The sequence below is a fragment of the Salirhabdus salicampi genome, assembly GCF_024259515.1.
In the GTDB taxonomy this organism is placed as follows: Bacteria; Bacillota; Bacilli; order Bacillales; family Alkalibacillaceae; genus Salirhabdus_A; species Salirhabdus_A salicampi.
Genome location: NZ_JANBWE010000001.1, coordinates 836,946 through 857,467 on the forward strand (window position 1 = coordinate 836,946; position 20,522 = coordinate 857,467).

27 protein-coding genes and 1 other RNA gene are annotated in these 20,522 nt (G+C 37.2%); 18 read left to right on the forward strand and 10 right to left on the reverse strand.

Features of this window, described 5'->3' with window-relative positions:
* Window positions 1-233 precede the first annotated feature (233 nt).
* Window positions 234-1,784, reverse strand: a complete 1,551-nt coding sequence (locus tag NLW78_RS04375) for a glycine betaine uptake BCCT transporter (protein WP_254495766.1) — start codon at window positions 1,782-1,784, stop codon at window positions 234-236.
* 195 nt (window positions 1,785-1,979) lie between these two features.
* Between NLW78_RS04375 and NLW78_RS04380 the strand changes: the two genes are divergently transcribed.
* Window positions 1,980-2,813 carry a polysaccharide deacetylase family protein gene (locus tag NLW78_RS04380; protein ID WP_254495767.1) on the forward strand — a complete coding sequence of 278 codons (834 nt, stop codon included), beginning with the start codon at window positions 1,980-1,982 and terminating at the stop codon, window positions 2,811-2,813.
* A gap of 38 nt (window positions 2,814-2,851) precedes the next feature.
* On the opposite strand, the gene NLW78_RS04385 is transcribed toward NLW78_RS04380, so the two are convergent.
* Window positions 2,852-3,229: a DUF1885 family protein gene (locus NLW78_RS04385; RefSeq protein WP_254495768.1), complete on the reverse strand. Its 378-nt coding sequence runs from the start codon at window positions 3,227-3,229 to the stop codon at window positions 2,852-2,854.
* A 230-nt stretch (window positions 3,230-3,459) separates the two neighbouring features.
* Here NLW78_RS04385 and NLW78_RS04390 point away from each other — a divergent pair, with 230 nt between their 5' ends.
* Complete coding sequence (locus tag NLW78_RS04390) at window positions 3,460-3,564, forward strand: GapA-binding peptide SR1P (protein ID WP_254495769.1); 105 nt, start codon at window positions 3,460-3,462, stop codon at window positions 3,562-3,564.
* A 50-nt stretch (window positions 3,565-3,614) separates the two neighbouring features.
* On the opposite strand, the gene NLW78_RS04395 is transcribed toward NLW78_RS04390, so the two are convergent.
* Window positions 3,615-5,087, reverse strand: a complete 1,473-nt coding sequence (locus tag NLW78_RS04395) for an aminotransferase class I/II-fold pyridoxal phosphate-dependent enzyme (RefSeq protein ID WP_254495770.1) — start codon at window positions 5,085-5,087, stop codon at window positions 3,615-3,617.
* A 131-nt stretch (window positions 5,088-5,218) separates the two neighbouring features.
* On the opposite strand from NLW78_RS04395, the gene NLW78_RS04400 reads away from it, so the two are divergent.
* Window positions 5,219-6,178 (forward strand): NAD(P)H-dependent flavin oxidoreductase, encoded by a 960-nt coding sequence (locus NLW78_RS04400; RefSeq protein WP_254495771.1) that lies wholly within the window; start codon window positions 5,219-5,221, stop codon window positions 6,176-6,178.
* Between the two features lie 15 nt (window positions 6,179-6,193).
* Window positions 6,194-6,463, forward strand: coding sequence for a UPF0223 family protein (locus tag NLW78_RS04405; RefSeq protein ID WP_254495772.1), 270 nt, complete (start codon window positions 6,194-6,196; stop codon window positions 6,461-6,463).
* Window positions 6,464-6,491: 28 nt separating this feature from the next.
* On the opposite strand, the gene NLW78_RS04410 is transcribed toward NLW78_RS04405, so the two are convergent.
* Window positions 6,492-7,124 carry a YktB family protein gene (locus tag NLW78_RS04410; protein WP_254495773.1) on the reverse strand — a complete coding sequence of 211 codons (633 nt, stop codon included), beginning with the start codon at window positions 7,122-7,124 and terminating at the stop codon, window positions 6,492-6,494.
* Between the two features lie 188 nt (window positions 7,125-7,312).
* Between NLW78_RS04410 and NLW78_RS04415 the strand changes: the two genes are divergently transcribed.
* On the forward strand, window positions 7,313-8,116 hold the full coding sequence (locus NLW78_RS04415; protein ID WP_254495774.1) for an inositol monophosphatase family protein: 804 nt from the start codon (window positions 7,313-7,315) through the stop codon (window positions 8,114-8,116).
* 33 nt (window positions 8,117-8,149) lie between these two features.
* On the opposite strand, the gene NLW78_RS04420 is transcribed toward NLW78_RS04415, so the two are convergent.
* A complete protein-coding gene (locus NLW78_RS04420) occupies window positions 8,150-8,335 on the reverse strand; it encodes a DUF5325 family protein (protein ID WP_254495775.1) in 186 nt (61 codons plus the stop codon).
* 134 nt (window positions 8,336-8,469) lie between these two features.
* Here NLW78_RS04420 and NLW78_RS04425 point away from each other — a divergent pair, with 134 nt between their 5' ends.
* Both NLW78_RS04425 and NLW78_RS04430 read left to right on the forward strand, forming a co-directional pair.
* Complete coding sequence (locus tag NLW78_RS04425; RefSeq protein ID WP_254495776.1) at window positions 8,470-8,808, forward strand: YlaH-like family protein; 339 nt, start codon at window positions 8,470-8,472, stop codon at window positions 8,806-8,808.
* Between the two features lie 16 nt (window positions 8,809-8,824).
* Window positions 8,825-9,130 (forward strand): hypothetical protein, encoded by a 306-nt coding sequence (locus NLW78_RS04430; RefSeq protein WP_254495777.1) that lies wholly within the window; start codon window positions 8,825-8,827, stop codon window positions 9,128-9,130.
* Window positions 9,131-9,146: 16 nt separating this feature from the next.
* Here NLW78_RS04430 and NLW78_RS04435 read toward each other — a convergent pair whose 3' ends face one another.
* The 3 genes from NLW78_RS04435 to NLW78_RS04445 all read right to left on the reverse strand — a co-directional run bounded on the left by NLW78_RS04435 (window position 9,147) and on the right by NLW78_RS04445 (window position 10,102).
* On the reverse strand, window positions 9,147-9,347 hold the full coding sequence (locus NLW78_RS04435) for a YlaI family protein (protein WP_254495778.1): 201 nt from the start codon (window positions 9,345-9,347) through the stop codon (window positions 9,147-9,149).
* 122 nt (window positions 9,348-9,469) lie between these two features.
* A non-coding RNA gene (ssrS, locus tag NLW78_RS04440) (6S RNA) lies at window positions 9,470-9,646 on the reverse strand.
* Between the two features lie 81 nt (window positions 9,647-9,727).
* Window positions 9,728-10,102, reverse strand: a complete 375-nt coding sequence (locus NLW78_RS04445; RefSeq protein WP_254495779.1) for a PH domain-containing protein — start codon at window positions 10,100-10,102, stop codon at window positions 9,728-9,730.
* A gap of 181 nt (window positions 10,103-10,283) precedes the next feature.
* Between NLW78_RS04445 and NLW78_RS04450 the strand changes: the two genes are divergently transcribed.
* The 4 genes from NLW78_RS04450 to NLW78_RS04465 all read left to right on the forward strand — a co-directional run bounded on the left by NLW78_RS04450 (window position 10,284) and on the right by NLW78_RS04465 (window position 14,348).
* Window positions 10,284-11,780, forward strand: coding sequence for a carboxypeptidase M32 (locus NLW78_RS04450; protein WP_302328412.1), 1,497 nt, complete (start codon window positions 10,284-10,286; stop codon window positions 11,778-11,780).
* Between the two features lie 105 nt (window positions 11,781-11,885).
* A complete protein-coding gene (locus NLW78_RS04455) occupies window positions 11,886-12,659 on the forward strand; it encodes an SDR family NAD(P)-dependent oxidoreductase (protein WP_254495781.1) in 774 nt (257 codons plus the stop codon).
* An 88-nt stretch (window positions 12,660-12,747) separates the two neighbouring features.
* The gene (locus NLW78_RS04460; RefSeq protein ID WP_254495782.1) at window positions 12,748-13,842 is read left to right on the forward strand and encodes a type III polyketide synthase; all 1,095 of its coding nucleotides are present in this window, start codon (window positions 12,748-12,750) and stop codon (window positions 13,840-13,842) included.
* A complete protein-coding gene (locus tag NLW78_RS04465) occupies window positions 13,839-14,348 on the forward strand; it encodes an isoprenylcysteine carboxyl methyltransferase family protein (protein ID WP_254495783.1) in 510 nt (169 codons plus the stop codon). Before NLW78_RS04460 ends, NLW78_RS04465 begins: the two co-directional genes overlap by 4 nt.
* Window positions 14,349-14,407: 59 nt before the next feature.
* On the opposite strand, the gene NLW78_RS04470 is transcribed toward NLW78_RS04465, so the two are convergent.
* Complete coding sequence (locus tag NLW78_RS04470) at window positions 14,408-14,608, reverse strand: cold-shock protein (protein ID WP_254495784.1); 201 nt, start codon at window positions 14,606-14,608, stop codon at window positions 14,408-14,410.
* Between the two features lie 348 nt (window positions 14,609-14,956).
* Between NLW78_RS04470 and NLW78_RS04475 the strand changes: the two genes are divergently transcribed.
* Together NLW78_RS04475 and NLW78_RS04480 are read left to right on the forward strand one after the other, a co-directional pair.
* The gene (locus NLW78_RS04475; RefSeq protein ID WP_254495785.1) at window positions 14,957-15,817 is read left to right on the forward strand and encodes a DUF72 domain-containing protein; all 861 of its coding nucleotides are present in this window, start codon (window positions 14,957-14,959) and stop codon (window positions 15,815-15,817) included.
* 2 nt (window positions 15,818-15,819) lie between these two features.
* Window positions 15,820-16,464: an HD domain-containing protein gene (locus tag NLW78_RS04480; RefSeq protein WP_254495786.1), complete on the forward strand. Its 645-nt coding sequence runs from the start codon at window positions 15,820-15,822 to the stop codon at window positions 16,462-16,464.
* Window positions 16,465-16,485: 21 nt separating this feature from the next.
* Here NLW78_RS04480 and NLW78_RS04485 read toward each other — a convergent pair whose 3' ends face one another.
* Complete coding sequence (locus NLW78_RS04485; RefSeq protein WP_254495787.1) at window positions 16,486-17,484, reverse strand: C40 family peptidase; 999 nt, start codon at window positions 17,482-17,484, stop codon at window positions 16,486-16,488.
* Window positions 17,485-17,642: 158 nt separating this feature from the next.
* On the opposite strand from NLW78_RS04485, the gene NLW78_RS04490 reads away from it, so the two are divergent.
* The 5 genes from NLW78_RS04490 to tatC all read left to right on the forward strand — a co-directional run bounded on the left by NLW78_RS04490 (window position 17,643) and on the right by tatC (window position 20,501).
* Window positions 17,643-18,587 carry a thymidylate synthase gene (locus NLW78_RS04490; RefSeq protein WP_254495788.1) on the forward strand — a complete coding sequence of 315 codons (945 nt, stop codon included), beginning with the start codon at window positions 17,643-17,645 and terminating at the stop codon, window positions 18,585-18,587.
* A 22-nt stretch (window positions 18,588-18,609) separates the two neighbouring features.
* Complete coding sequence (locus NLW78_RS04495; protein ID WP_254495789.1) at window positions 18,610-19,098, forward strand: dihydrofolate reductase; 489 nt, start codon at window positions 18,610-18,612, stop codon at window positions 19,096-19,098.
* Between the two features lie 142 nt (window positions 19,099-19,240).
* Window positions 19,241-19,435 (forward strand): twin-arginine translocase TatA/TatE family subunit, encoded by a 195-nt coding sequence (gene tatA / locus NLW78_RS04500; protein WP_254495790.1) that lies wholly within the window; start codon window positions 19,241-19,243, stop codon window positions 19,433-19,435.
* A gap of 29 nt (window positions 19,436-19,464) precedes the next feature.
* On the forward strand, window positions 19,465-19,665 hold the full coding sequence (tatA, locus tag NLW78_RS04505; protein ID WP_254495791.1) for a twin-arginine translocase TatA/TatE family subunit: 201 nt from the start codon (window positions 19,465-19,467) through the stop codon (window positions 19,663-19,665).
* An 83-nt stretch (window positions 19,666-19,748) separates the two neighbouring features.
* Window positions 19,749-20,501, forward strand: a complete 753-nt coding sequence (tatC, locus tag NLW78_RS04510) for a twin-arginine translocase subunit TatC (protein ID WP_254495792.1) — start codon at window positions 19,749-19,751, stop codon at window positions 20,499-20,501.
* Window positions 20,502-20,522: the final 21 nt, after the last annotated feature.

Here is a 20,522-nt window from a genome sequence, read left to right on the forward strand (position 1 = left end):
TCGGTTGGTTGGAGAAACCATGAGATAACAGGCCTTTCGGTGTGCAATTACTAACTCGTACCTCAGTTTTTACAAAAGGGGAGGCATTAGTTGAAGAAGACAGTTGATAAGAGACAAAAAAGGATCAGATTATAGAATCTGATCCTTTTGTTTTGCTATTTGTATTGTGTGATTTACTGACTCAATTACTTTTCTCTTTCAACCGCATTCAAAGAGATGTTCAATATTATCCTTTATTTAACTTCCTCATGTTTTCGGCGTCTGCGTAAAGGATATTGTTTCGCCTCCTCGTTAAATTCTTTTAATAAGGAGAATATTATCAAAATCATGATAATGGTAAATGGGAAGGCTGCGATAATTGACGCAGTTTGCAGAGCGCCTAATCCCCCTTGCCATAATAGCACAGCAGCAGCTGCAGATTGGATGATGCCCCAAGTGAATTTTACTTTGTTGTTAGGATTCAGGCTACCATTTGTCGTTTGCATCCCTAAAACAAATGTAGCTGAATCTGCAGATGTAACAAAGAACGTGCTAATTAATAAAATCGCAATAATTGTCGTTAAAGCGCCTAATGGGTATTGTTCTAGTACTGTAAATAATGCTACTTCTGTACCCTGCTCAGACATTACCCCCATAATATCCAGACCCTCATAAAATTCTAACGATATGGCAGACCCACCAAAAGTGGAGAACCATAGTGCACCGAAGATTGTTGGTACAAGTAACACACCTAGAATAAATTCACGAACTGTACGTCCTTTAGATACTCTTGCTATAAACGTTCCAACAAATGGTGCCCACGCGATCCACCATGCCCAATAGAAGATAGTCCAAGAATGAACCCAAGTACTTCCTTCAGCAAATGGAGTCATGCGAAAGCTCATAGAAGGCAAGTTTTGAGCATAACTACCAAGTGTAGTTGTAAATAAATCCATGATTAAGTTTGTTGGTCCTGCAAAAAGAACAAAAAACATTAACAAAATGGCTAGTACAATGTTTGTATTACTTAAGTATTTAATCCCTTTGTTCAATCCTGTCATTGCTGAAAGCAAGAATAAAACTGTAACAACAATAATAACGGTTAATTGAAGTGGAAATCCATTTTCAACACCTGGTAAAAGGTAGCCAACCCCACCACTAATTTGTTGGGCACCAAAACCCAATGATGTAGCTACACCAAAAATTGTTGCAAATACTGCGATAAAGTTAACGGTTGTTCCCCAACCACCTTGCATTTTATCACCGAACATTGGTGTAAGCACACTACTAATAAGTCCAGGCTGATCCTTACGGAACTGGAAGTAAGCAAGGGCTAATGCTAAGACCGCATAAATGGCCCATGGATGTAGTCCCCAATGGAAAAAGCTATAACGCATAGCAGTTCTAGCTGCATCTGAACTTGCCCCTTCTACGCCTTGAACTGGTGGTGTATGAAAGTGATACATTGGTTCGGCAACACCCCAAAACACTAGTCCAATTCCCATACCAGCACTAAATAACATACCAAACCAAGTGATGTATGGATAGTCAGGTTTCGACCCATCCTTACCGAGTACAATGTTTCCATACTTAGAGAAGATTAAAAAGATGGATAAGATTAAAAACGCTGTAGCTGATAGCAAATAAAACCAGCCAAACTTTTGGACGATAAATGTTTGTGTTTTCGATGTTACCGTATCCAGATTCCAATTGGGCCAAGTGTCTGCCGGAATGATACCCCATATAATAAATAGGAGTGCAACAACGAGTGCAATATAAAATACGCGTGATACATGTTGTGTCATATTATTCAACCCCTTAAGTTCAATTCTTGTTCATTTTTTCATATGTCTCTTGTTAGTCATTTGTTTTTTCGTAAATATTATGCTTGGTATGTTTGTAGCCTGGGGACATTTTTTCGCAAACCTTCACCATAATACTAAATACTTATGTATAATGAAAGTAATAAGCATTGAATTTCAAAAAAAGGGGGAACACATATGAGACAATTCATCTGCCTCATCATAATTGCAACAATAATGGCAGGCTGTTCAAAAAATTCAGACAATCTAGATGGGGATACACAGGTAGGCCAAGAACCTGAAGAGCAAACAAAACCAGATGTAAACCAAAATGATGAAGAGGTCAATGAACCCGAAGAAGATGTTGATGAAAATGGGATTGAAGAAGAAGAGATGAAATCCCCCCTATATGAAGTTTCCAACGTCTGGAGTATTAAACCTATGGAAGAAGATGTCGCCCATAATGTCGTATTAATGACGATAGACGATGCACCAGATAAGTACTCCCTGGAAATGGCTAAAACGTTAAAGAACTTAGATGTAAAAGCTATCTTTTTCGTAAATGGTATTTTTATTGAAAAGGGTGATGGTCGAGAGCAACTTAAGCAAATTGCAGAGTTGGGGTTTGAAATCGGAAACCATACTTATGGTCATACCCGTCTAGACACGATTTCGGAAGAGGAACAGTATGAAGAAATCATGAAAAATAGTGACTTAATTGAAGATATTACAGGAGAAAGACCGAAATTTTTCCGTGCTCCACATGGTGTTAATACCGATTATGCGAAAAACTTAGTGAAAGAAGAAGGTATGGCACTGATGAATTGGTCTTTCGGGTATGATTTTATGGCTGATTACATGACAAAAGAGGCAATTGCCGACATTATGGTGAATACCGAACTTCTTAGTAACGGCGCAAATTTACTTATGCATGACCGTGAATGGACATATGAAGCCCTAGAGGAAATTGTCACAGGCATTCAAGATAAAGGCTTTCAGTTCGTCGACCCGGATTTAATTCAAACTCCATAACGGTTAAAAAAACGACCCTTACGAAAAGTAAGGGTCGTTTATTGTATCAGCCTTCCGTTAAATAATTGTAATGTTCCGTTAAACTTTTTAGCGAAAAATTTTGCCAGTTCATTAGCCTTTCCTTTATCCCCGTGTTCGGCAGAAGAAGGGAGTGTAATTTGAACTGCGTTTTGACTTGGTTGATCAATGACACCAATTAATATGGAATTATAACGATCTAATGTCCCTTTTAATAATAAATATTGGTGACCTTCATATTCTTTCAATTGAATATCATAAGGGAACGCTTGTTGTTCATAATTCCAATTTAATTGCTCTCCAGTTTTTGTTGTGATTTCCTGATAGTATTGAAGTTGGTCTTGAATATCCTGTAATGTGATTGGATTCTTTGGATAAACATACGTACTTCTTCCCATCTCATCACTCCTATTGAACCTACTATAAGTATAATAGCATGTACTGGACTTATATGACAGAATATTTTCACATTTGTTCACATACTTATTCATATGTTTTGAAAAAAGAATGTATTAAAAGTTATAAAAAATAAATATGTCATACTAATTTAAGGTTGAAAACTTTAATGTGACATATTAAAATATAGTCAAAGGGTGAAAACGCTATCAAAAAAGGGAGTTGGCGTGAAATGGGTACAATTGTTTGTCAAGATTGCCAAAGAGTAATTGCTCATTTTGAAGATGAAAAAGTAACAACGTTGTATGGAAAAGGTTGCGGTTGTAAAAAGAAATAATATGGTTGATAAAATGAGCTGTTGTCAGGGGACAACAGCTTTTATTTTCATTATTGAAATGCACGAAACTCTTTAATAACTCGAATGTTTTGTAATGTCTCATCCTCAGGTCCTTGTACAGGAAGCCCTGCTTGAACATTTTCGTCAATGTAGTGAATATTTTCTTCTGTAATAATTTCACCTGGCATAAATATAGGGATACCGGGTGGATAAACCATCACAAACTCAGCACTAATTCTACCTGCAGCTTCCCTTAATGGTATAGATTCTGATTCTGAGTAAAAAGCATCCCTAGGTGATAGGGCAAGCAAAGGAATCTCTGGAACATTCACAGTTATGTCTTGAGTAATTTGGTCATGGTGCTGAAATGCTACTGCTAATTCCTTCAAAGCTTGAATCAAGAAATTAATATCTTCTTCGGTATCACCTTGAGTAATGATACATAAGATGTTATATAAATCGGACAACTCCACTTCAATATTATGTTTCTCCCGTAACCATACTTCAGCATCATAGCCTGTAATTCCTAATTGTTTTACAGATATAATTAGCTTTGTTGGGTCATAATCAAATTTTGCATCACTTCCGATGATTTCTTTTCCTGGGCAATATAAGTGAGAAATAGAATTGATTTGTTTCCTAGCATAGTCAGCTAGGTATAATGCTTGGTCAATTAGTTCTTTTCCTCTCGTAGCTAAATGTTTTCTTGCTGCATCTAAAGATGCCAATAAAATGTAAGAAGTAGATGTAGTCGTTAACATCGAAAAAATAGATAAGGCGCGTTCTGGTGAAACAAGACCTTCTTTTATATTTAGAACAGAGCTTTGGGTTAATGAGCCACCTAGTTTGTGCACACTTGTAGCTGCCATATCAGCCCCGGCTTGCATGGCAGACAAAGGCAATGCATCATGAAAATGGATATGTACACCGTGCGCTTCATCAACGAGAACCGGAACACTGTATGAGTGAGCAATGTCAACAATTTGCTTTAAGTCGGCAGAAATACCGAAATAAGTAGGATTTATTACTAATACTCCTTTTGCATCAGAGTGAACCTCTAACGCTTTTTCTACAGCTTTCGGTGTAATGCCGTGGGATACGCCTAATGTCTCATCCAATTCTGGGTGGATAAATACAGGTGTAGCACCTGAAAAGATGATGGCAGACGTAACCGATTTATGTACGTTACGTGGCACAATAATTTTATCTCCTGGTTGACATACAGTCATAATCATCGTCATAATAGCACCACTTGTTCCTTGAACGGAGAATATCGTGTGATCAGCACCAAATGCTTGCGCTGCAAGTTCTTGGGCTTTTTTAATCATACCGTGGGGATGGTGTAAATCATCTAATGGACCGATATTAATTAAATCAATAGACAGAGCGTTGTCGCCAATAAATTGCCGAAACTGTTCATCCATCCCAGCCCCTTTCTTATGTCCGGGGATGTGAAATTGAGTTGGATTATTTTTCGCATGTTCTAAAAGTCCTGTAAACAGGGGTGTATCATACTGTGACATCGTTAAACACCTCTTCTTCGAATAAAAACATATGAATTATAGCAAAAACAACTACTCTTTACTAGTTTTTCACACATATCAATTTCATTCATGATAACATGAAAAAAAGAGGAAATTTGTGGGGTGAGATCATGTCTTATGAAACGAGGGTCACGAAGCTGTTAAATATTACATATCCAATTGTACAAGGAGGGTTAGCCCATTTAGCATATGCGGATTTAGCTGCAGCCGTTTCGAATGCAGGAGGTCTAGGACAAATTACGGCTATGAGTTTACCTGATTCACAATCACTACAGAAAGAGATACACAAAGTACGGACATTAACGAATAAACCGTTCGGAGTTAACTTTGCGATCGGTCAGCATGGACGTCCATTCGAGCATATGGTAAAAGTTGCAATTGACGAGAAAGTACCGGTGATATCCGTAACAGGGGGGAATCCTAAACCTGTACTCGACTTAGTAAAAGGTACGGGTATTAAAACATTGGTATTAGTTGCAGCCAAAAGACAGGCAGAGAAAGCTGAAGAACTCGGAGCTAGTGCTGTGATGGTTGTTGGACATGAAGGGGGAGGTCACCTCGGTCGGGATGATGTAGGTACGTTTGTGTTAACACCGCAAGTAGTGGATGCTGTTTCCATACCAGTTATTGCTTCAGGGGGTATTAGCGATGGTAAGGGGTTAATGGCAGCCTTTGCTCTGGGTGCTGAAGGTATCGAAATGGGTACAAGGTTCATTGCTACGAAGGAGTGTGTTCATGCACATGATACATATAAACAAGCATTACTTGGGGCAGATGAAAAATCAACGGTCATAATAAAGCGATCTCTTGGAGCACCAGCAAGAGCATTAAAAAACGAGTGGACTGATAAAATATTGCAACTTGAGGAACAAGGTGAAACGTACGATACATTAAAATCGTATATAAGTGGAGAGGCAAACAAACGTTATATATATGATGGTAATGAAAGACAAGGTTTTGGGTGGGCAGGTCAGGTGGCAGCAAGAATTAACGATGTACCAACTGTACAGCAACTATTTGATCGTATTATAGATGAATCTAATCAAATTCGGAAACAGTGGAGTTTATGAAGGAGAGGACATATCATGGAATATCATTACCCGATTGACCATACATGGTCAAAAGAAGAAGTCATTGATGTCGTTAATTTTTTTCAAATGATTGAAAAAGCATATGAGAAAGGGGTTAGTCGGGACGACCTTTTATTAGCGTACACGAGATTTAAACAGATTGTACCAAGTAAAAGTGAAGAGAAGCAGTTAATGAAACAGTTTGAAGAAGGTTCAGGGTATTCATCTTATCATGTCGTAAAAGAAGCCAGGAACTTAGAAAAAGGTGAGAAAGTGAAATTGTAAAACCCTTGTCACAACAAGGGTTTTTTCATTAACTTTCTTTCGTTAATTGATATAAGTATTGGAGTGTCTTAAACGTTTCTTCGCATTTATTCACTAATTCATCGCGGTTTTGTAAGATTGGGTCATGACGGTTAATATGTAGACCGCACAATAGCTCAGCCTTTTTCACTGTTTCAAGTCTGTCAAGCATACTTGAAAAATCTTCTCTCGATAAACCGTTATGTGGAATTGACTCTGGTTTCGTATGGTCAATGGACCAAACAAACTCAGTTGGTATGTGATTCATTACCTCTGACTGGTGTTTCTTTAAGACTTTAGCAAAGTCAGACTTGATTGGACTTTCATAAATGACAGCAAACCAAATGAACAAGTGTGTTTCCCAAAGTCCAATTTGGAAGTGTGGAAGTTTTTTATAGCCACGTTTATTATTTGCTAAAGCAGCCCATGTATCATTTGGCGGATTCTTCGTTCGGCGTGCATGTTTTGCGACATGGACAAACATTTCGTCCCCTGTTAATGATGTCAATTCAGGAGCTATCTCCTCTGCTAATGCTGCTAATTTGGGAGAAAGGGTTCCTCTTAGCACTTCCATTCGTTCCTCAAGACCTGTAATGGTAAAAACATCAAAATCTTTTTGATTAAAGCCATTAAACTGTTCCAAGATTGTGACTCCCTTCTTCTATATATGTATGAGCTTAATCCTATCATTTTAGTAAATTTTATCATATGCTATAAAAAAACCCAATTTTCATGCATATAGTGAAACGGGAAATGGAACACCGGCACAATGGGTAAGATATGAATATTTGCAAATGTATTGAAACGATACTATAAAAAAGGAGTTTTATCATGGAGCGGAAAGAATTACATTCGTTATTTGAACAAGGGAAACAGTGGATATTAGAAGCAGGAGAGCAAATACGAATTGATGTAGAAAAACCCTTTGAAGTTAATACGAAGGCTGATCGAAAAGATCTTGTAACAGAAGTAGATGAGAAAGTTGAAGCGTTCTTCGCAAAACGTATTCGTCATACATATCCAGAACATAAAGTCCTGGGAGAAGAAGGGTTAGGGGATGAAATCCATTCAGTTGACGGTGTCATTTGGGTTATTGATCCGATTGATGGCACGATGAACTTTGTTCACCAAAGGCGTAATTTTGCTATTTCGATTGGTATTTATGTCGATGGCGAAGGCTTAATTGGCTTTATTTACGATGTTATGGCAGATGTATTGTATACCGCGATTAAAGGTGAAGGTGCATATAAGAATGGAGAACGACTACCAATGTTAGGGCAAAACCGTAAACTAGAAGATTCTTTACTAGCAATGAATGCCTTCTGGTCCATGCCCAACCGTCGCCTTGATGAAGCTGGAGTTCATGAACTTATAAGAAAGGTAAGAGGGACCCGTTCATACGGGTCTGCTGCATTAGAGTTTGCCTTTGTAGCAGAAGGAATAATTGATGCTTATATTACGATGCGTCTGTCTCCTTGGGATATAGCAGGTGGGATTGTCATTGTAAACGAAGTAGGTGGAATTACAACACAAGTAGATGGGAGCCCCATTAATATATTAGAAAAGAATACGGTTATTACCTGTAATCGTGCGGTCCATCAAGATATTGTGAATCATTACATTCGGGAAAAATAAAAAAGAAGTGAGGTCTAATGCCTCACTTCTTTTTTATGATGAAATAGTCGTTTGTTTCTTTCCCTTTAGTTTTAATCCAAACCCCATTAACCCGAAACCTAATAAGAAAAAGAAAATGGTTAATAGAACATTATGATAACTAATGGCTACACCAACTAAAGAAAATGATGAGATCACAGATACAGCTAATAAAAACATTTTAAGATTGAATTTTCCCATAATTATCACCCACTTATAGTTTACAGAATCTTCAACATTCCTACAAGACAACATTTTGAATTCTATTTCTAATAGTAGCATGAATTGAAAAGTTTTAGTATGATGGAGAGGAATGTAATGAAGGAGGAACAGTCATGGCAGCGCAAAATACGGAAACAGTACCTGATTTAGGTTTTCGCCCAATTGAAAGCTTTTTTCTTGAAAATATAGGAGGAGAGACAGGGTTTTGGTTATTATATTTAACAATCTATATCTTTTCTTTTATTACATATAAACTAGGTTTTGCCCGAAAGTTACCATTATTAAAAGCTTTTATCATATACATGTTATTAGCGATAGGCTGTTATGTCATCACGATTTTTGCCATTCTCTTACCAATGGCGGAAGTGCTCGTAATTTCAGCTGTCGTGTTAGGCATTTATCGTTACCGTCTACATACTGAAAGAAGCAAACGAAATGTAGAAGAGGGATGAGGGGAGTAGTAGCTACATGCAATCTATGCAAGATGTTGTGTATAACTGGTTGACGATTTATTTAGTGGCGGAAAGCCGTCCAAAAGATCAAGCAGCAAAAGATACAGCAGCCCTATTTCGTACGATGCTTACAGAGGACCATGCAGTAAAGGATTTACACGTTGAAAAAAAAGAGGATATGTACCTCGTAATATGTGAGACAAATGATGAAACCCGTTCATTTCGCTTTCCACTAGAATTGATCGAATGTATTCGAAATCAAATGGATGATGAACCGGAAAAATTCCCGAATTACGTAGCAGACGAACGTCCCTCTTCATAGAGGGACGTTTTTTATATTAGATATAATCATCTTTCTTTTTTTCACGGTAAAGGATGAAATTACCGGTCGCTTTTCGTTCTTCCGTACGTTTTTCAATACGCTCACGACACTCTGTACACATGTAAGACTGTACTCGCCTTTTTCGTAATTGCTTAGCGAGTAAAGAAGTGGCACTAATGTTGTCCACTTGATCACACAAAATACATTTAACTCTCATTGTTTCACCTCTAATCTCTTTCCACTAGTATAGCACGAAAGGGGCATGCCATAAATATATAGCTATAAAATGCAAAAAACCCTTCCTAATGATAGGAAGAGTACTACAAATGGAAAGATATATGTATCCCCGCTTTGCCGTTTTCCTTATGTCTCAAAACCCGGAAATCACCAGGTGGGTTCTCGCACCAAACAGTTCAACTTCCCGATTAATGGGCATGTTGTTATGTGTGGAATGTAAAGATCCCTTTTTTATACTACGGTTTGAGACAAACGGAGAAACGCACATTGCAGGTGTGTTTTCTTATTGGTCTATATATATAATACAAAGGTATGCTGTATAATTCAATAGTAAATGATTTCCATACGACGTTGAGTATGTTAACAGGCATATGTTGCAAGCACTGCCTGAACTTCATATATATTGACACTCTTGTTAAAACGTTTTTCGATCGGATCTTGTTTCCCACTTACCCAAATTTTTAATTCTCCATCTAAATCAAAATGTCCGGCTGTTTCAACACTAAAGTAATTAATTTTGTCATAAGGAACTGATAAATATTCCATTTTTTTCCCGGTTATTCCCTGTTTATCAACCAATATTAAGCGTTTATTTGTAAAAATGAACAGATCGCGTATTAGCTGGAATCCCTTGTAAACTTCTTCTTTTGGAGCAAAGATATTTTGAAATTCTTCTTTAATTTTGCTTGGATCAACTTCAGATGAGTTGCCCATCATACCACTCATAAATCCCACTAGATATTCCTCCTATCATTTTTTTATTAGTGTATGTTTACATTTCGCTTAAAACGACTAAAGTCCTTCATCAACATTGTTAGATAGATTTTACACTCTTTCCCCCCTTTTGATATGATGGATGAACTAGGAAAAAAGGTACGAAAATCCGTTTGAATAAAATGAGAAATGAGTGATTGTGATGGATTATACAAAGCAGGAAAAACATTTTTTGTCGTATATGAAAGAAATCGAATCTTATAATGAAGCTCTTTCCTTAATGTTTTGGGATTTAAGAACGAACGCCCCAAAAAAATCAGTAAGTTTAAGTTCTGAAACGATTGGATTTTTATCCCAAAAAGTACACCAACTATCCACCTCTGAACAAATGAAAGGTTATATTGAAGATCTAAAAGGTACAACTGAAAATCCAATTATAAAAAGGGCTATCTTTGAATGTGAAAAAGAATATAATCGTAATATGAAAATTCCGAATGAAGAATATAAAGAGTATGTTCAATTGCAAACCAAGTCTGAAGCAGTATGGGAAGAAGCAAAAGAAAAATCGGATTTCAAAATGTTTCAACCATATTTACAGCGACTCGTGGACTTTAATATAAAGTTTGCGAACTATTGGGGATACGATAATCATATTTATGATGCCTTACTTGACTTATATGAACCCGGTGTTACAGTCGATGTCCTGGATGATGTATTTCCAACATTACAAAATTCAATAAAACCATTACTTGAAGCCGTCATTAACTCTCCTTATAAACCTGATACATCAAGCATCTTAGTAAATTTTCCAAGGGAGAACCAAAAGGCATTTAGTGAAGAAGTATTACGACAAATGGGTTATGACTTTCATGCAGGTAGGTTAGATGAAACGGTACATCCTTTTATGGTTTCGTTAAATCCCAAGGATGTACGTGTTACAACTCGTTATAATGAACAAGATTTTCGTATAGCCGTTTTCGGAACGATTCATGAAGGAGGGCATGCTCTTTATGAACAAAACCTCGATGAGAAGTTGTATGGTACACCTTTAGCGTCTGGAACTTCCAATGGTATCCATGAGTCCCAATCTTTATTTTGGGAAAATTTCATTGCTCGAAGTGAACCTTTTTGGAATCAACAGTTTGATATACTAAAAAAATACGCTCCAGCATCCATCTCTTCAATGTCAAAATATGATTTTTACCGCGCAATTAACGAAGTGAAACCATCGTTTATTCGGGTAGAGGCTGATGAAATGACCTATTCCCTTCATATTATGTTACGTTATGAGCTAGAAAAGGCTTTAATTAGTGGAGAAATTAGTGTCAATGATTTACCTTCTCTGTGGAATGAGAAAATGGATAAGTACTTAGGAATTAGACCAAAAAATGATCAAGAAGGCGTTTTGCAAGATGTACATTGGGCAGGAGGGAGTTTTGGCTACTTTCCATCTTATGCCCTTGGGTATATGTATGGTGCCCAATTCCTTCATGCTATGAATGAACAATTTCAAGTAAATCATGCAGTGGAAAACAATGATTTACGGAAAATACAGCAATGGTTGTCTGACAATATCCATAAGCATGGTAAGATGAAAAAACCACTGGAAATATTACATGATGTAACAGGAGAAGGGTTGAATCCTGATTACTTAGTGGATTACTTGAAGTATAAGTATAAGGATATATACCAATTTTAAAAAAAGGTTTGAAGGTGAAACTTCAAAACCTTTTTTTTATTCAGTAAACTTCATATGTTGTCGATCAAAAACTTTGATAGAATGTACATAAGGAGTGTGATAAAGATGGAAACATACTTACCAGATTTTCATTTAAAAGGGAAAACAGCCGTCATAACAGGAGCTACAAAAGGTATAGGGCGTGCCATCGCTTCCAGTTATGCTGAAGCAGGAGCTAATGTTGTATTAATCTCGAGAACTGAAGAGGACCTTTATCGATTTAAAGAGGAATTAATTCCATTCGGTACTACAATACATACTATAGTCGGAGATGTCCAAAATTATCAAGAAATCATTTCTGCTATTGAACATATGGACGAAATTAAAGAGATTAATGTATGGGTCAATAATGCCGGTATTAACATTCGTAGTGAAGCGGAAAAAGTTTCCGAAGATGAGTGGGAAAAAATTGTGGATGTTAATATGAAGGGCGCATTTTTCCTATCTCAATTTGCAGCCCGCAAAATGAAGGATTTGAACTACGGAAAAATTATCAATATTACATCAGTTGCAGGGCATGTTGCATTACGCACAGGCGTAGTTTACGGCATGACGAAAGCCGCTTTAATTCAAATGACGAAAACATTAGCTTTAGAGTGGGGAAAATATGGCATCCGAATCAATGCCATTGGACCATGGTATTTCGAAACTGCTTTAACCGAAAAATTATTACAAGATGAACAATATGTACAAGATATCGTTGACCGAACCCCTTTACGACGAATTGGGGAATTAAAGGAATTAGCTGGGGCTGCCGTTTTTTTAGCTTCGGAAGCGAGCGACTACATAACTGGTCAAACTCTTTTTGTAGATGGTGGAATGACGATTTACGGATTTTAAGATTGAGCCATATCTCCTAACCGAGATATGGCTTTTTTTGGATAATCTTATTGCCATTACACATCATAAAAAGAAAAAGGATGAAATCATGGCATATATTGCTTCTGTCGGGTTAAGTATACCAAAACATACGATCACACAAGATGTTGCTAAGCAGTTAATGGCGAAATTATTTCCACGCAATACACGTGAATTGGAGAGGGTGTTACCCGCCTTTGATAATGCAGCTATAAATGAGAGGCAATTCGTCGTACCTATTGAATGGTTTCAACAAGAACATACATTCCAAGATCGAAACGATATATTTGAGCAAGAAGCGGTCACTTATTCAGTTTCTGCCGTAAGGGATTGTTTAGGAAAAGACCTATTTCTACATAAACCGTTCCCCATTGAAGAGGTGGATAGTTTATTCTTTGTTTCTAGCACTGGAATTACTACACCTTCTATTGATGCACGTTGTATGAACGAGATGCCTTTTCGTCAAGACGTTGTTAGATATCCGTTATGGGGCCTCGGTTGTGCTGGTGGTGTTTCCGGAATTGCTAAGGCATCAGAATGGTTAAAAGCAAATCCGAACAAAAGTGCTGTTGTCATAAATTTAGAATTTTGTAGCCTTTCCTTTCAAAAGCATGATACACGAAAAAGTAATTTTATAGGCACGGTCTTGTTTGGGGATGGGATAACAGCAACATTGCTGTTAGGTCGTGAACATCCGTTTGTACCGGATATTAAACAAAGTACTGTTCCATATGTAAAGCGTTCTAGTTCCAGGTTAATGAAGGGTGCACTGGATGTAATGGGATGGAAATTTGCAGATGACGGGTTTCATGTCATTTTCGCCAAGAGTATTCCTAACCTTGTACGATCGTTTTGGCGGGAACATATAACGGACTTTCTTTCTTCATCGAACTTAACGACGGAACACCTATCTTCCGTTATTGCCCATCCTGGTGGTCCGAAAGTGTTAGAAGCATGTCAAGAGGTATTGAACGTACCAATAAAACAATTGCAACATTCCCATGATATTTTACGAAATCATGGAAATATGTCCTCTCCAACAGTGATATACGTATTATATAATGCGATGGTAGAGGGAATGGAAAAAGGGGCCCATAGTATTATGAGTGCACTTGGTCCGGGTTTTAGTTCAGAGCTTATTGAGGTGGAGTGGGTAAGTATATGATCTATATCATTCTTTGGCTTATCATTGTTGTTCAACGTTTAATTGAACTAATCATGGCCAAGCGAAATGAAAGATGGATGATTCGAAATGGAGCCGTTATTGTGAATGAAGGACACTATAAGTGGATTGTGCTTACGCATGTTTGTTTTCTCATTGTTTTGTTATTGGAAGCAATTTACAGGCATGCCCTTCAGGAAACGGTACAGCCCTCGTTACTGTTTATGTTCTTTTTTCTACAAGCATTCCGCTTATGGTGCTTAGTATCTTTAGGACGTTATTGGAATACGAAAATCGTTTATATTCCTCGTGCTCCAATAGTTCGCAAGGGACCATATCGGTTCATACGTCACCCGAATTATATTATAGTAGGATTAGAATTTTTCTTTATCCCTTTACTATTTCAATCTTATATGGTGGCTTGTTTATTTCCAATTTTGCACATTATCTTAATGTTGTATCGAATTCCACAGGAAAATGAAATATTAAAACAACTGAAGGAAGTGTAATTGGCAAAATAAAAGGGATAGTTTTCCAACTATCCCCATCTCTATTATGAGTTAAACATTTATTTTTTTACAACATTAGCGGCTTGAGGTCCACGGTCGCCTTCAACAATTTCAAATTCTACGTTTTGACCTTCTTCAAGAGATTTGAAACCTTCCTGTTGAATTGCAGAGTAATGTACGAATACGTCGTCTCCACCTTCAACTTGAATAAAACCATAACCTTTTTCTGCGTTAAACCACTTAACAACACCGTTTTGCATAATTCAAAATCCTCCTAAAACTTCACAAAAAATGTGTTTATTCACAAACAAGATGCATGACAATAAAAAAAGGGCAACTTCCATAGAAGTGAAGGTTCATAAAACATCTTCTCACTTCGTATGGAAGTTCCCCGTTCTTTCATGAATCCTTACATCTTCTTTGTACCCATTAGTATAGCTTATTATAGCGATTGAGTCAACTCAATTTAAGTTTAGTTACCCATTAGGATGTACTTTCCTAATAAAACATCGAATTATGTCGAACAATGCAATCTCTTTCTACATTTCGTGCTTCTTTTGGTATGATATAAGTTAAGAATGGAATGTAGTTAAGTGGAGGGCAATAGTGTGACAATACATATAGGGTTAACGGGTTGGGGAGATCACGATTCACTATATAAGCATGGTACCTCTCATCAACAAAAATTAATGGAGTATGCCTCCCATTTTCCGGTCGTCGAAATTGATTCTTCGTTTTATGCAATTCAACCAGAACGTAATTATCAAAAGTGGGTAAAGGAAACACCGGATTCCTTTACCTTTGTCGTTAAGGCATTTCAAGCGCTAACAGGTCATGATCGGGTGGAACGGTCTGTTGGAGAGGTGAAACATTTATTACAGGAATACCGGGAATCAATACAACCAGTCATCCAGGCTGGTAAGCTTGATATGGTACTGTTTCAGTTTCCCCCTTGGTTTGATCTTACTAACAAGAATATTAAACGGTTGAGGTTTATTAAAAATCACTTAGCCGATTTACCGTTGGCGTTAGAATTTCGTAACCGATCTTGGTTTTCTTCGGATCATGTAACGGCTAAAACAATTGCTTTTATGAAAAATGAAGGATGGATACATTCGATATGTGACGAACCTCAGGCAGGGCAAGGGTCAATACCAACTGTATTAGAAGCAACACATAAAGAAAAAACATTAATACGGTTCCATGGACGTAATGTCCATGGTTGGAAGAAAAACGGTAGGCACAATTGGCGTGAAGTGCGCTTTCTCTATAATTATAATGAGGATGAACTCCTTCAGTGGCGAAACTGGTTACATCAATTGAAGGAAGATAGTAAGCATATTACAGTTTTGTTTAACAATAATTCTGGAGGAGATGCAGCAAATAACGCAAAACAATTACAATCCCTATTAGGAATTGAGTATGAAGGGTTACACCCGAGACAAATGAATTTATTTGGAGGATCATGAAATTGGATAAACAAGTCATATTACAAGAGACGGAACAGTGGGTGAAAAAACGGTTAATGAAGGATGCAACAGGACATGATTACTGGCATATCAAACGTGTTTATTCATTAACCGAGACAATAGCAAAAGTAGAAAAGGGAGATACGTTTATTTGCAGAATGGCCGCATTATTACATGATATTCCGGATGAAAAATTAACTGACTCCGTTCATCAGGCAAAAGAAGAGGTAAATGAAATACTCCACTCCTTCCATTTATCACAATCTCTCATTGACTCAATATGGAGCGCGATGGATATATCGTTCAAAGGCAACCACCGTGTGCCTATGACACTGGAAGGGAAGATAGTTCAAGATGCTGATCGATTAGATGCAATTGGTGCTATCGGTATTGCACGTACCTTTGCATATGGTGGGAGTAAAGGAAGTCCGATGCACGACCCAACTTTACCTGAAGAAATGGCCAATGTTTCCTACAGATCGAAAGGGAAAACGACCATTCAGCACTTTTACGAAAAGTTACTAAAACTGAAAGGATACATGAATACGAGAACAGGTGAAAAAATTGCTGAAGAACGGCATCAATTTATGGAACTTTACTTAAAAACATTTTATAAAGAATGGAACGGGGAAGACATTCGTATATAATGAATGTCTTCCCCGTTTTTCTTACTGCACAACACGTTTTGCACCTAAGTATCTAGTTTCCCAATAAGAGGTACTCATATGACTGACAGTAACACCACTTGTGCCAGCATGAATAAATTCTCCGTTACCTAAGTAAATGCCGGCATGGGATGGTCCTGGTTTATATGTTTCAAAAAAGACTAGATCTCCAACACTAGGTTGGTTTACAGGAACGGTGGCGTTCCATATATCTGATACTGTTCGTGGGATTTGGTAGCCCTTTTGTTTAAATACGTATTGTAGATATCCACTACAATCAAAGCCACTCGGAGATTCGCCCCCCCAAACGTAAGGCGTACCTAAGTAAGATTTCGCAAGAGACACGATATCACTTGTGGCTACGTTATGTTTCACTTGATTTTGATCGGGAATCTTCTTAACGGTATGAACAACGGCTTTATTTCTCTCCTCAATCGATTGCATATGTTCAACAAATTGTTTATCAAGTTCAGTTTTAACGGGAATGTCATGTTCTGTTTGGAATAGTTCAGCAGCTTGCTTTGTCAATGGACCATATATACCATCAAACTCTCCTTGATAGTATCCAAAGTAGTGTAAGGCCATCTGAATTTTTTTTACATCTTCGCTATGATATCCCATATCGACTGTTGTTTCTTCTAATGAAGAGAGGGGAGCTAAATAAAATTCCCGTTCTAACTCAGTAATTTTTTGCAAAGTTTCTTTATTCACACGTCCCGTTACATTAAGTAAATATTTTCGTTGGAACTGTTTTACATAATGCTCGGTGATGACATCAAATTTCCCGTTAATCTCACCCTCATATAAATGAAGTTTTTTTAATTTGCGCTGCAGTATGTTAACAGCTTCGTTATGTGTACCGTAAGACAACGTTCCTGCGTTTTTTAATTTTTCGTTCTGCTGTTTAATGTCTATCTCTAAATAAACAGAAAACGGTTGGGAGAATGCTAAGCTAGTAGCGAGGGTCCCAAAAATCACAGGGTGTTTGCCAATACCACTCATTTGAAAACACCACCTTTTCAATTTAGATGTAACATTTATATGAGGCTTTATAGAAATTATGTTTTGAATGTCGAGTTGTAACAAAGATGTTAACAAATATAGTCAATTAGATGTTAAAATAATAGTAACTTATATCTAGTATTGGGGTGTATCAAAAGATGGAGCAATATTTACAGCTATGTCGTGACATTTTACAAAATGGGTCCGAAAAGATGGACCGTACAGGAACAGGTACAAAGGGTGTTTTTGGTCGTCAAATGCGCTTTAATTTACAGGAAGGTTTTCCTCTTGTAACAACGAAAAGAGTTCCGTTCCGTTTAATTGTAAGTGAACTAATATGGTTTTTACGGGGCGATAGCAATATTAGATTTTTGTTACAACATAATAATAATATTTGGAATGAATGGGCATTTAAAAAATGGGTCGAAAGTGAAGACTATAACGGTCCAGATATGACAAACTTTGGCCTGCGTGCACAGCAGGATGAAGAATTTCGTGAATTGTATGAAGAACAGATGCGCATTTTTAAACAGCGTGTACTAGAAGATGATGAATTTGCTACAGTGTATGGGGAATTAGGGGATGTATACGGGAAGCAGTGGAGAGCGTGGAAAACTTCTGCCGGTGAAACCATTGATCAATTAAAAGATGTAATTCATACGATTAAAACCAATCCACATTCACGAAGATTAATTGTTTCTGCTTGGAATCCTGAAGATATTCCGTCAATGGCATTACCACCTTGTCATACGATGTTTCAGTTCTATGTAGCAGACGGCAAATTGTCTTGTCAGCTTTATCAGCGTAGTGGCGATGTTTTCTTAGGGGTACCATTTAATATTGCTAGCTATGCCCTGTTAACACACCTTGTTGCTTATGAATGTGGATTGGAAGTAGGGGAGTTTGTGCATACGTTTGGTGATGTTCATATTTATTCTAATCATATGGAACAAGTTCATGAGCAATTAACTCGAAGTCCGAAACCATTACCGTCGATTCGGATTCATTCACATATCGACTCTATTTTCCAAATTTCCGTAGAAGACATTATATTAGAAGGATATGACCCTCATCCTGCAATTAAAGCACCAGTTGCAGTGTAATGAAGAGCAAGGAGGAATAAATATGATTTCGTTAATCGTTGCAGTAGATGATGAAAACGGCATTGGGAAGGATGGACAATTGCCATGGCATTTGCCAAATGATTTAAAGTATTTTAAAGAGAAAACAGTCAACCACCCGATTGTGATGGGACGTAAAACATACGAATCGATTGGACGACCTCTCCCGAAACGGGAAAATATTATCCTTACCCGTAATAAGGACTTTAAAGCGGAAGGGTGCAAAGTGATTCATAATTGGGAGGCAGTTCATCAATTAAGTGAACAACACCCAGAAGAGGAAGTATTCGTCATTGGCGGCTATCATTTGTTTAAAGATGCAATTCGCTTTGCTGATAAATTGTATTTAACAAAAATCGAAGGTAATTTTCAAGCTGATACGTTCTTTCCTGACGTTGACCTATCACAATGGAAATTAATTTCAAAAGAAAAGGGAACGAAAGATGAGAAAAACCCTTACAATTATTATTTCTGTGAATATGTAAAGTCATAAACATTTGTCACCTTTCTCGAGAAAATATTTGCATGTTTGGTGAAAGTCGGCCAAAATAAGGGTACAATTAAATTAATAGGCTTGCCATCGTATTTTATAATAGATACAATGAATTAATTGACATAACGGTAGGTGATGGAATGTGAACATAGGGATACCAGGTTTAATTCTAATTTTCATATTAGCTTTAATCATTTTCGGTCCAAAAAAGCTACCAGAGCTAGGACGTGCTGCTGGGCAAACGTTAAAGGAATTTAAGAAATCAACAAAAGAGTTAACAAATGACGTATCAGACGATGAAAAAGAAACAAAACGTATTTCTAATCAAAAAGACTAATTTTTACTTACTCTTTAAGAGGTGATCGTATGTTATCCAACATTGGAGTGCCGGGATTAATTTTAATCCTTGTAATTGCTTTAATTGTGTTTGGTCCATCAAAGTTACCAGAAATCGGAAAGGCAGTAGGCTCATCGTTAAGAGAGTTTAAGAAGGCAGCTAGCGGTGTCATGTCTGACGAAAAGGATGACGCACACAAAGTCGAGGCATCAGATCCAAATAAAAAATAACTATTTGAAGGTGTAAGGGAATTTGCCTTACATCTTCTTTTCGTCAAAAGCTTATCGTTTGAAGGTGTCGTGGAGGTGCCAGCATGTCGCAGGAACAACTTCTAAATGATCAAGAAATGGAAGTAACAGAACACTTAGGAGAGTTACGGAAGCGTCTTATTTGGTCATTTTTATTTTTTATTACATTTTTTGTGATCGGTTTTATTTATGTAAAACAAATTTATCAATATTTTACCCGGAATCTTACATTCGACCTGGTAATCATAAGCCCTGGTGAAGCCCTTTGGATTTATTTAATGATTGCCAGCATATTTGCGTTTACATTGACCATACCTGTTATTTGTTTTCAAGTTTGGTTATTTATTAAACCGGCCTTGACGCCGAAGGAACGGAAAATTACCATTGCCTACATACCGGCGGTATTTCTATTGTTTGTCGGAGGACTGTGCTTCGGTTATTTTATTATTCAAGAGATGGTGTTCAACTTTCTTCTGTCTTTGAGTGAAGGAATGTTCGAAACGATGTTTACGGCGGGGAGATACTTCCGTTTTCTTTTACAAATTACACTGCCATTTGCATTTTTTTTTGAAATTCCGATTGTGTCTATGTTTTTAACGAGCTTAGGATTTATTACACCTACTAAAATGAAGAAAGTCCGAAAATATGCTTATTTCGTTTTGGTCATTATCGGTACGATGCTATCACCACCTGATTTCTTTTTACAACTATTTGTGGCAGCTCCATTAATCGTATTGTATGAAGTCGCCATCTTTACATCTGAAATTGCATATCGGAAAAAGTTAAGGTTAGAAGAGGAGCAAATAACAGTGGAGTAAAAACAAAGATATGAAAGAGGA

Excerpts from the sequence above, each read along its gene's own strand:
- NLW78_RS04495 (WP_254495789.1), top strand. The coding sequence starts at position 18,610 with ATGATTTCGTTAATCGTTGCAGTAGATGATGAAAACGGCATTGGGAAG.
- NLW78_RS04485 (WP_254495787.1), bottom strand. The coding sequence starts at position 17,484 with ATGAGTGGTATTGGCAAACACCCTGTGATTTTTGGGACCCTCGCTACT.
- NLW78_RS04375 (WP_254495766.1), bottom strand. The coding sequence starts at position 1,784 with ATGACACAACATGTATCACGCGTATTTTATATTGCACTCGTTGTTGCA.
- tatA (WP_254495791.1), top strand. The coding sequence starts at position 19,465 with ATGTTATCCAACATTGGAGTGCCGGGATTAATTTTAATCCTTGTAATT.
- NLW78_RS04405 (WP_254495772.1), top strand. The coding sequence starts at position 6,194 with ATGGAATATCATTACCCGATTGACCATACATGGTCAAAAGAAGAAGTC.
- NLW78_RS04465 (WP_254495783.1), top strand. The coding sequence starts at position 13,839 with ATGATCTATATCATTCTTTGGCTTATCATTGTTGTTCAACGTTTAATT.
- NLW78_RS04385 (WP_254495768.1), bottom strand. The coding sequence starts at position 3,229 with ATGGGAAGAAGTACGTATGTTTATCCAAAGAATCCAATCACATTACAG.
- NLW78_RS04490 (WP_254495788.1), top strand. The coding sequence starts at position 17,643 with ATGGAGCAATATTTACAGCTATGTCGTGACATTTTACAAAATGGGTCC.
- NLW78_RS04395 (WP_254495770.1), bottom strand. The coding sequence starts at position 5,087 with ATGTCACAGTATGATACACCCCTGTTTACAGGACTTTTAGAACATGCG.
- NLW78_RS04470 (WP_254495784.1), bottom strand. The coding sequence starts at position 14,608 with ATGCAAAACGGTGTTGTTAAGTGGTTTAACGCAGAAAAAGGTTATGGT.
- NLW78_RS04415 (WP_254495774.1), top strand. The coding sequence starts at position 7,313 with ATGGAGCGGAAAGAATTACATTCGTTATTTGAACAAGGGAAACAGTGG.
- NLW78_RS04450 (WP_302328412.1), top strand. The coding sequence starts at position 10,284 with ATGGATTATACAAAGCAGGAAAAACATTTTTTGTCGTATATGAAAGAA.
- NLW78_RS04420 (WP_254495775.1), bottom strand. The coding sequence starts at position 8,335 with ATGGGAAAATTCAATCTTAAAATGTTTTTATTAGCTGTATCTGTGATC.
- NLW78_RS04425 (WP_254495776.1), top strand. The coding sequence starts at position 8,470 with ATGGCAGCGCAAAATACGGAAACAGTACCTGATTTAGGTTTTCGCCCA.
- NLW78_RS04400 (WP_254495771.1), top strand. The coding sequence starts at position 5,219 with ATGTCTTATGAAACGAGGGTCACGAAGCTGTTAAATATTACATATCCA.
- NLW78_RS04460 (WP_254495782.1), top strand. The coding sequence starts at position 12,748 with ATGGCATATATTGCTTCTGTCGGGTTAAGTATACCAAAACATACGATC.
- NLW78_RS04380 (WP_254495767.1), top strand. The coding sequence starts at position 1,980 with ATGAGACAATTCATCTGCCTCATCATAATTGCAACAATAATGGCAGGC.
- NLW78_RS04435 (WP_254495778.1), bottom strand. The coding sequence starts at position 9,347 with ATGAGAGTTAAATGTATTTTGTGTGATCAAGTGGACAACATTAGTGCC.
- NLW78_RS04390 (WP_254495769.1), top strand. The coding sequence starts at position 3,460 with ATGGGTACAATTGTTTGTCAAGATTGCCAAAGAGTAATTGCTCATTTT.
- NLW78_RS04455 (WP_254495781.1), top strand. The coding sequence starts at position 11,886 with ATGGAAACATACTTACCAGATTTTCATTTAAAAGGGAAAACAGCCGTC.
- NLW78_RS04430 (WP_254495777.1), top strand. The coding sequence starts at position 8,825 with ATGCAATCTATGCAAGATGTTGTGTATAACTGGTTGACGATTTATTTA.
- tatC (WP_254495792.1), top strand. The coding sequence starts at position 19,749 with ATGTCGCAGGAACAACTTCTAAATGATCAAGAAATGGAAGTAACAGAA.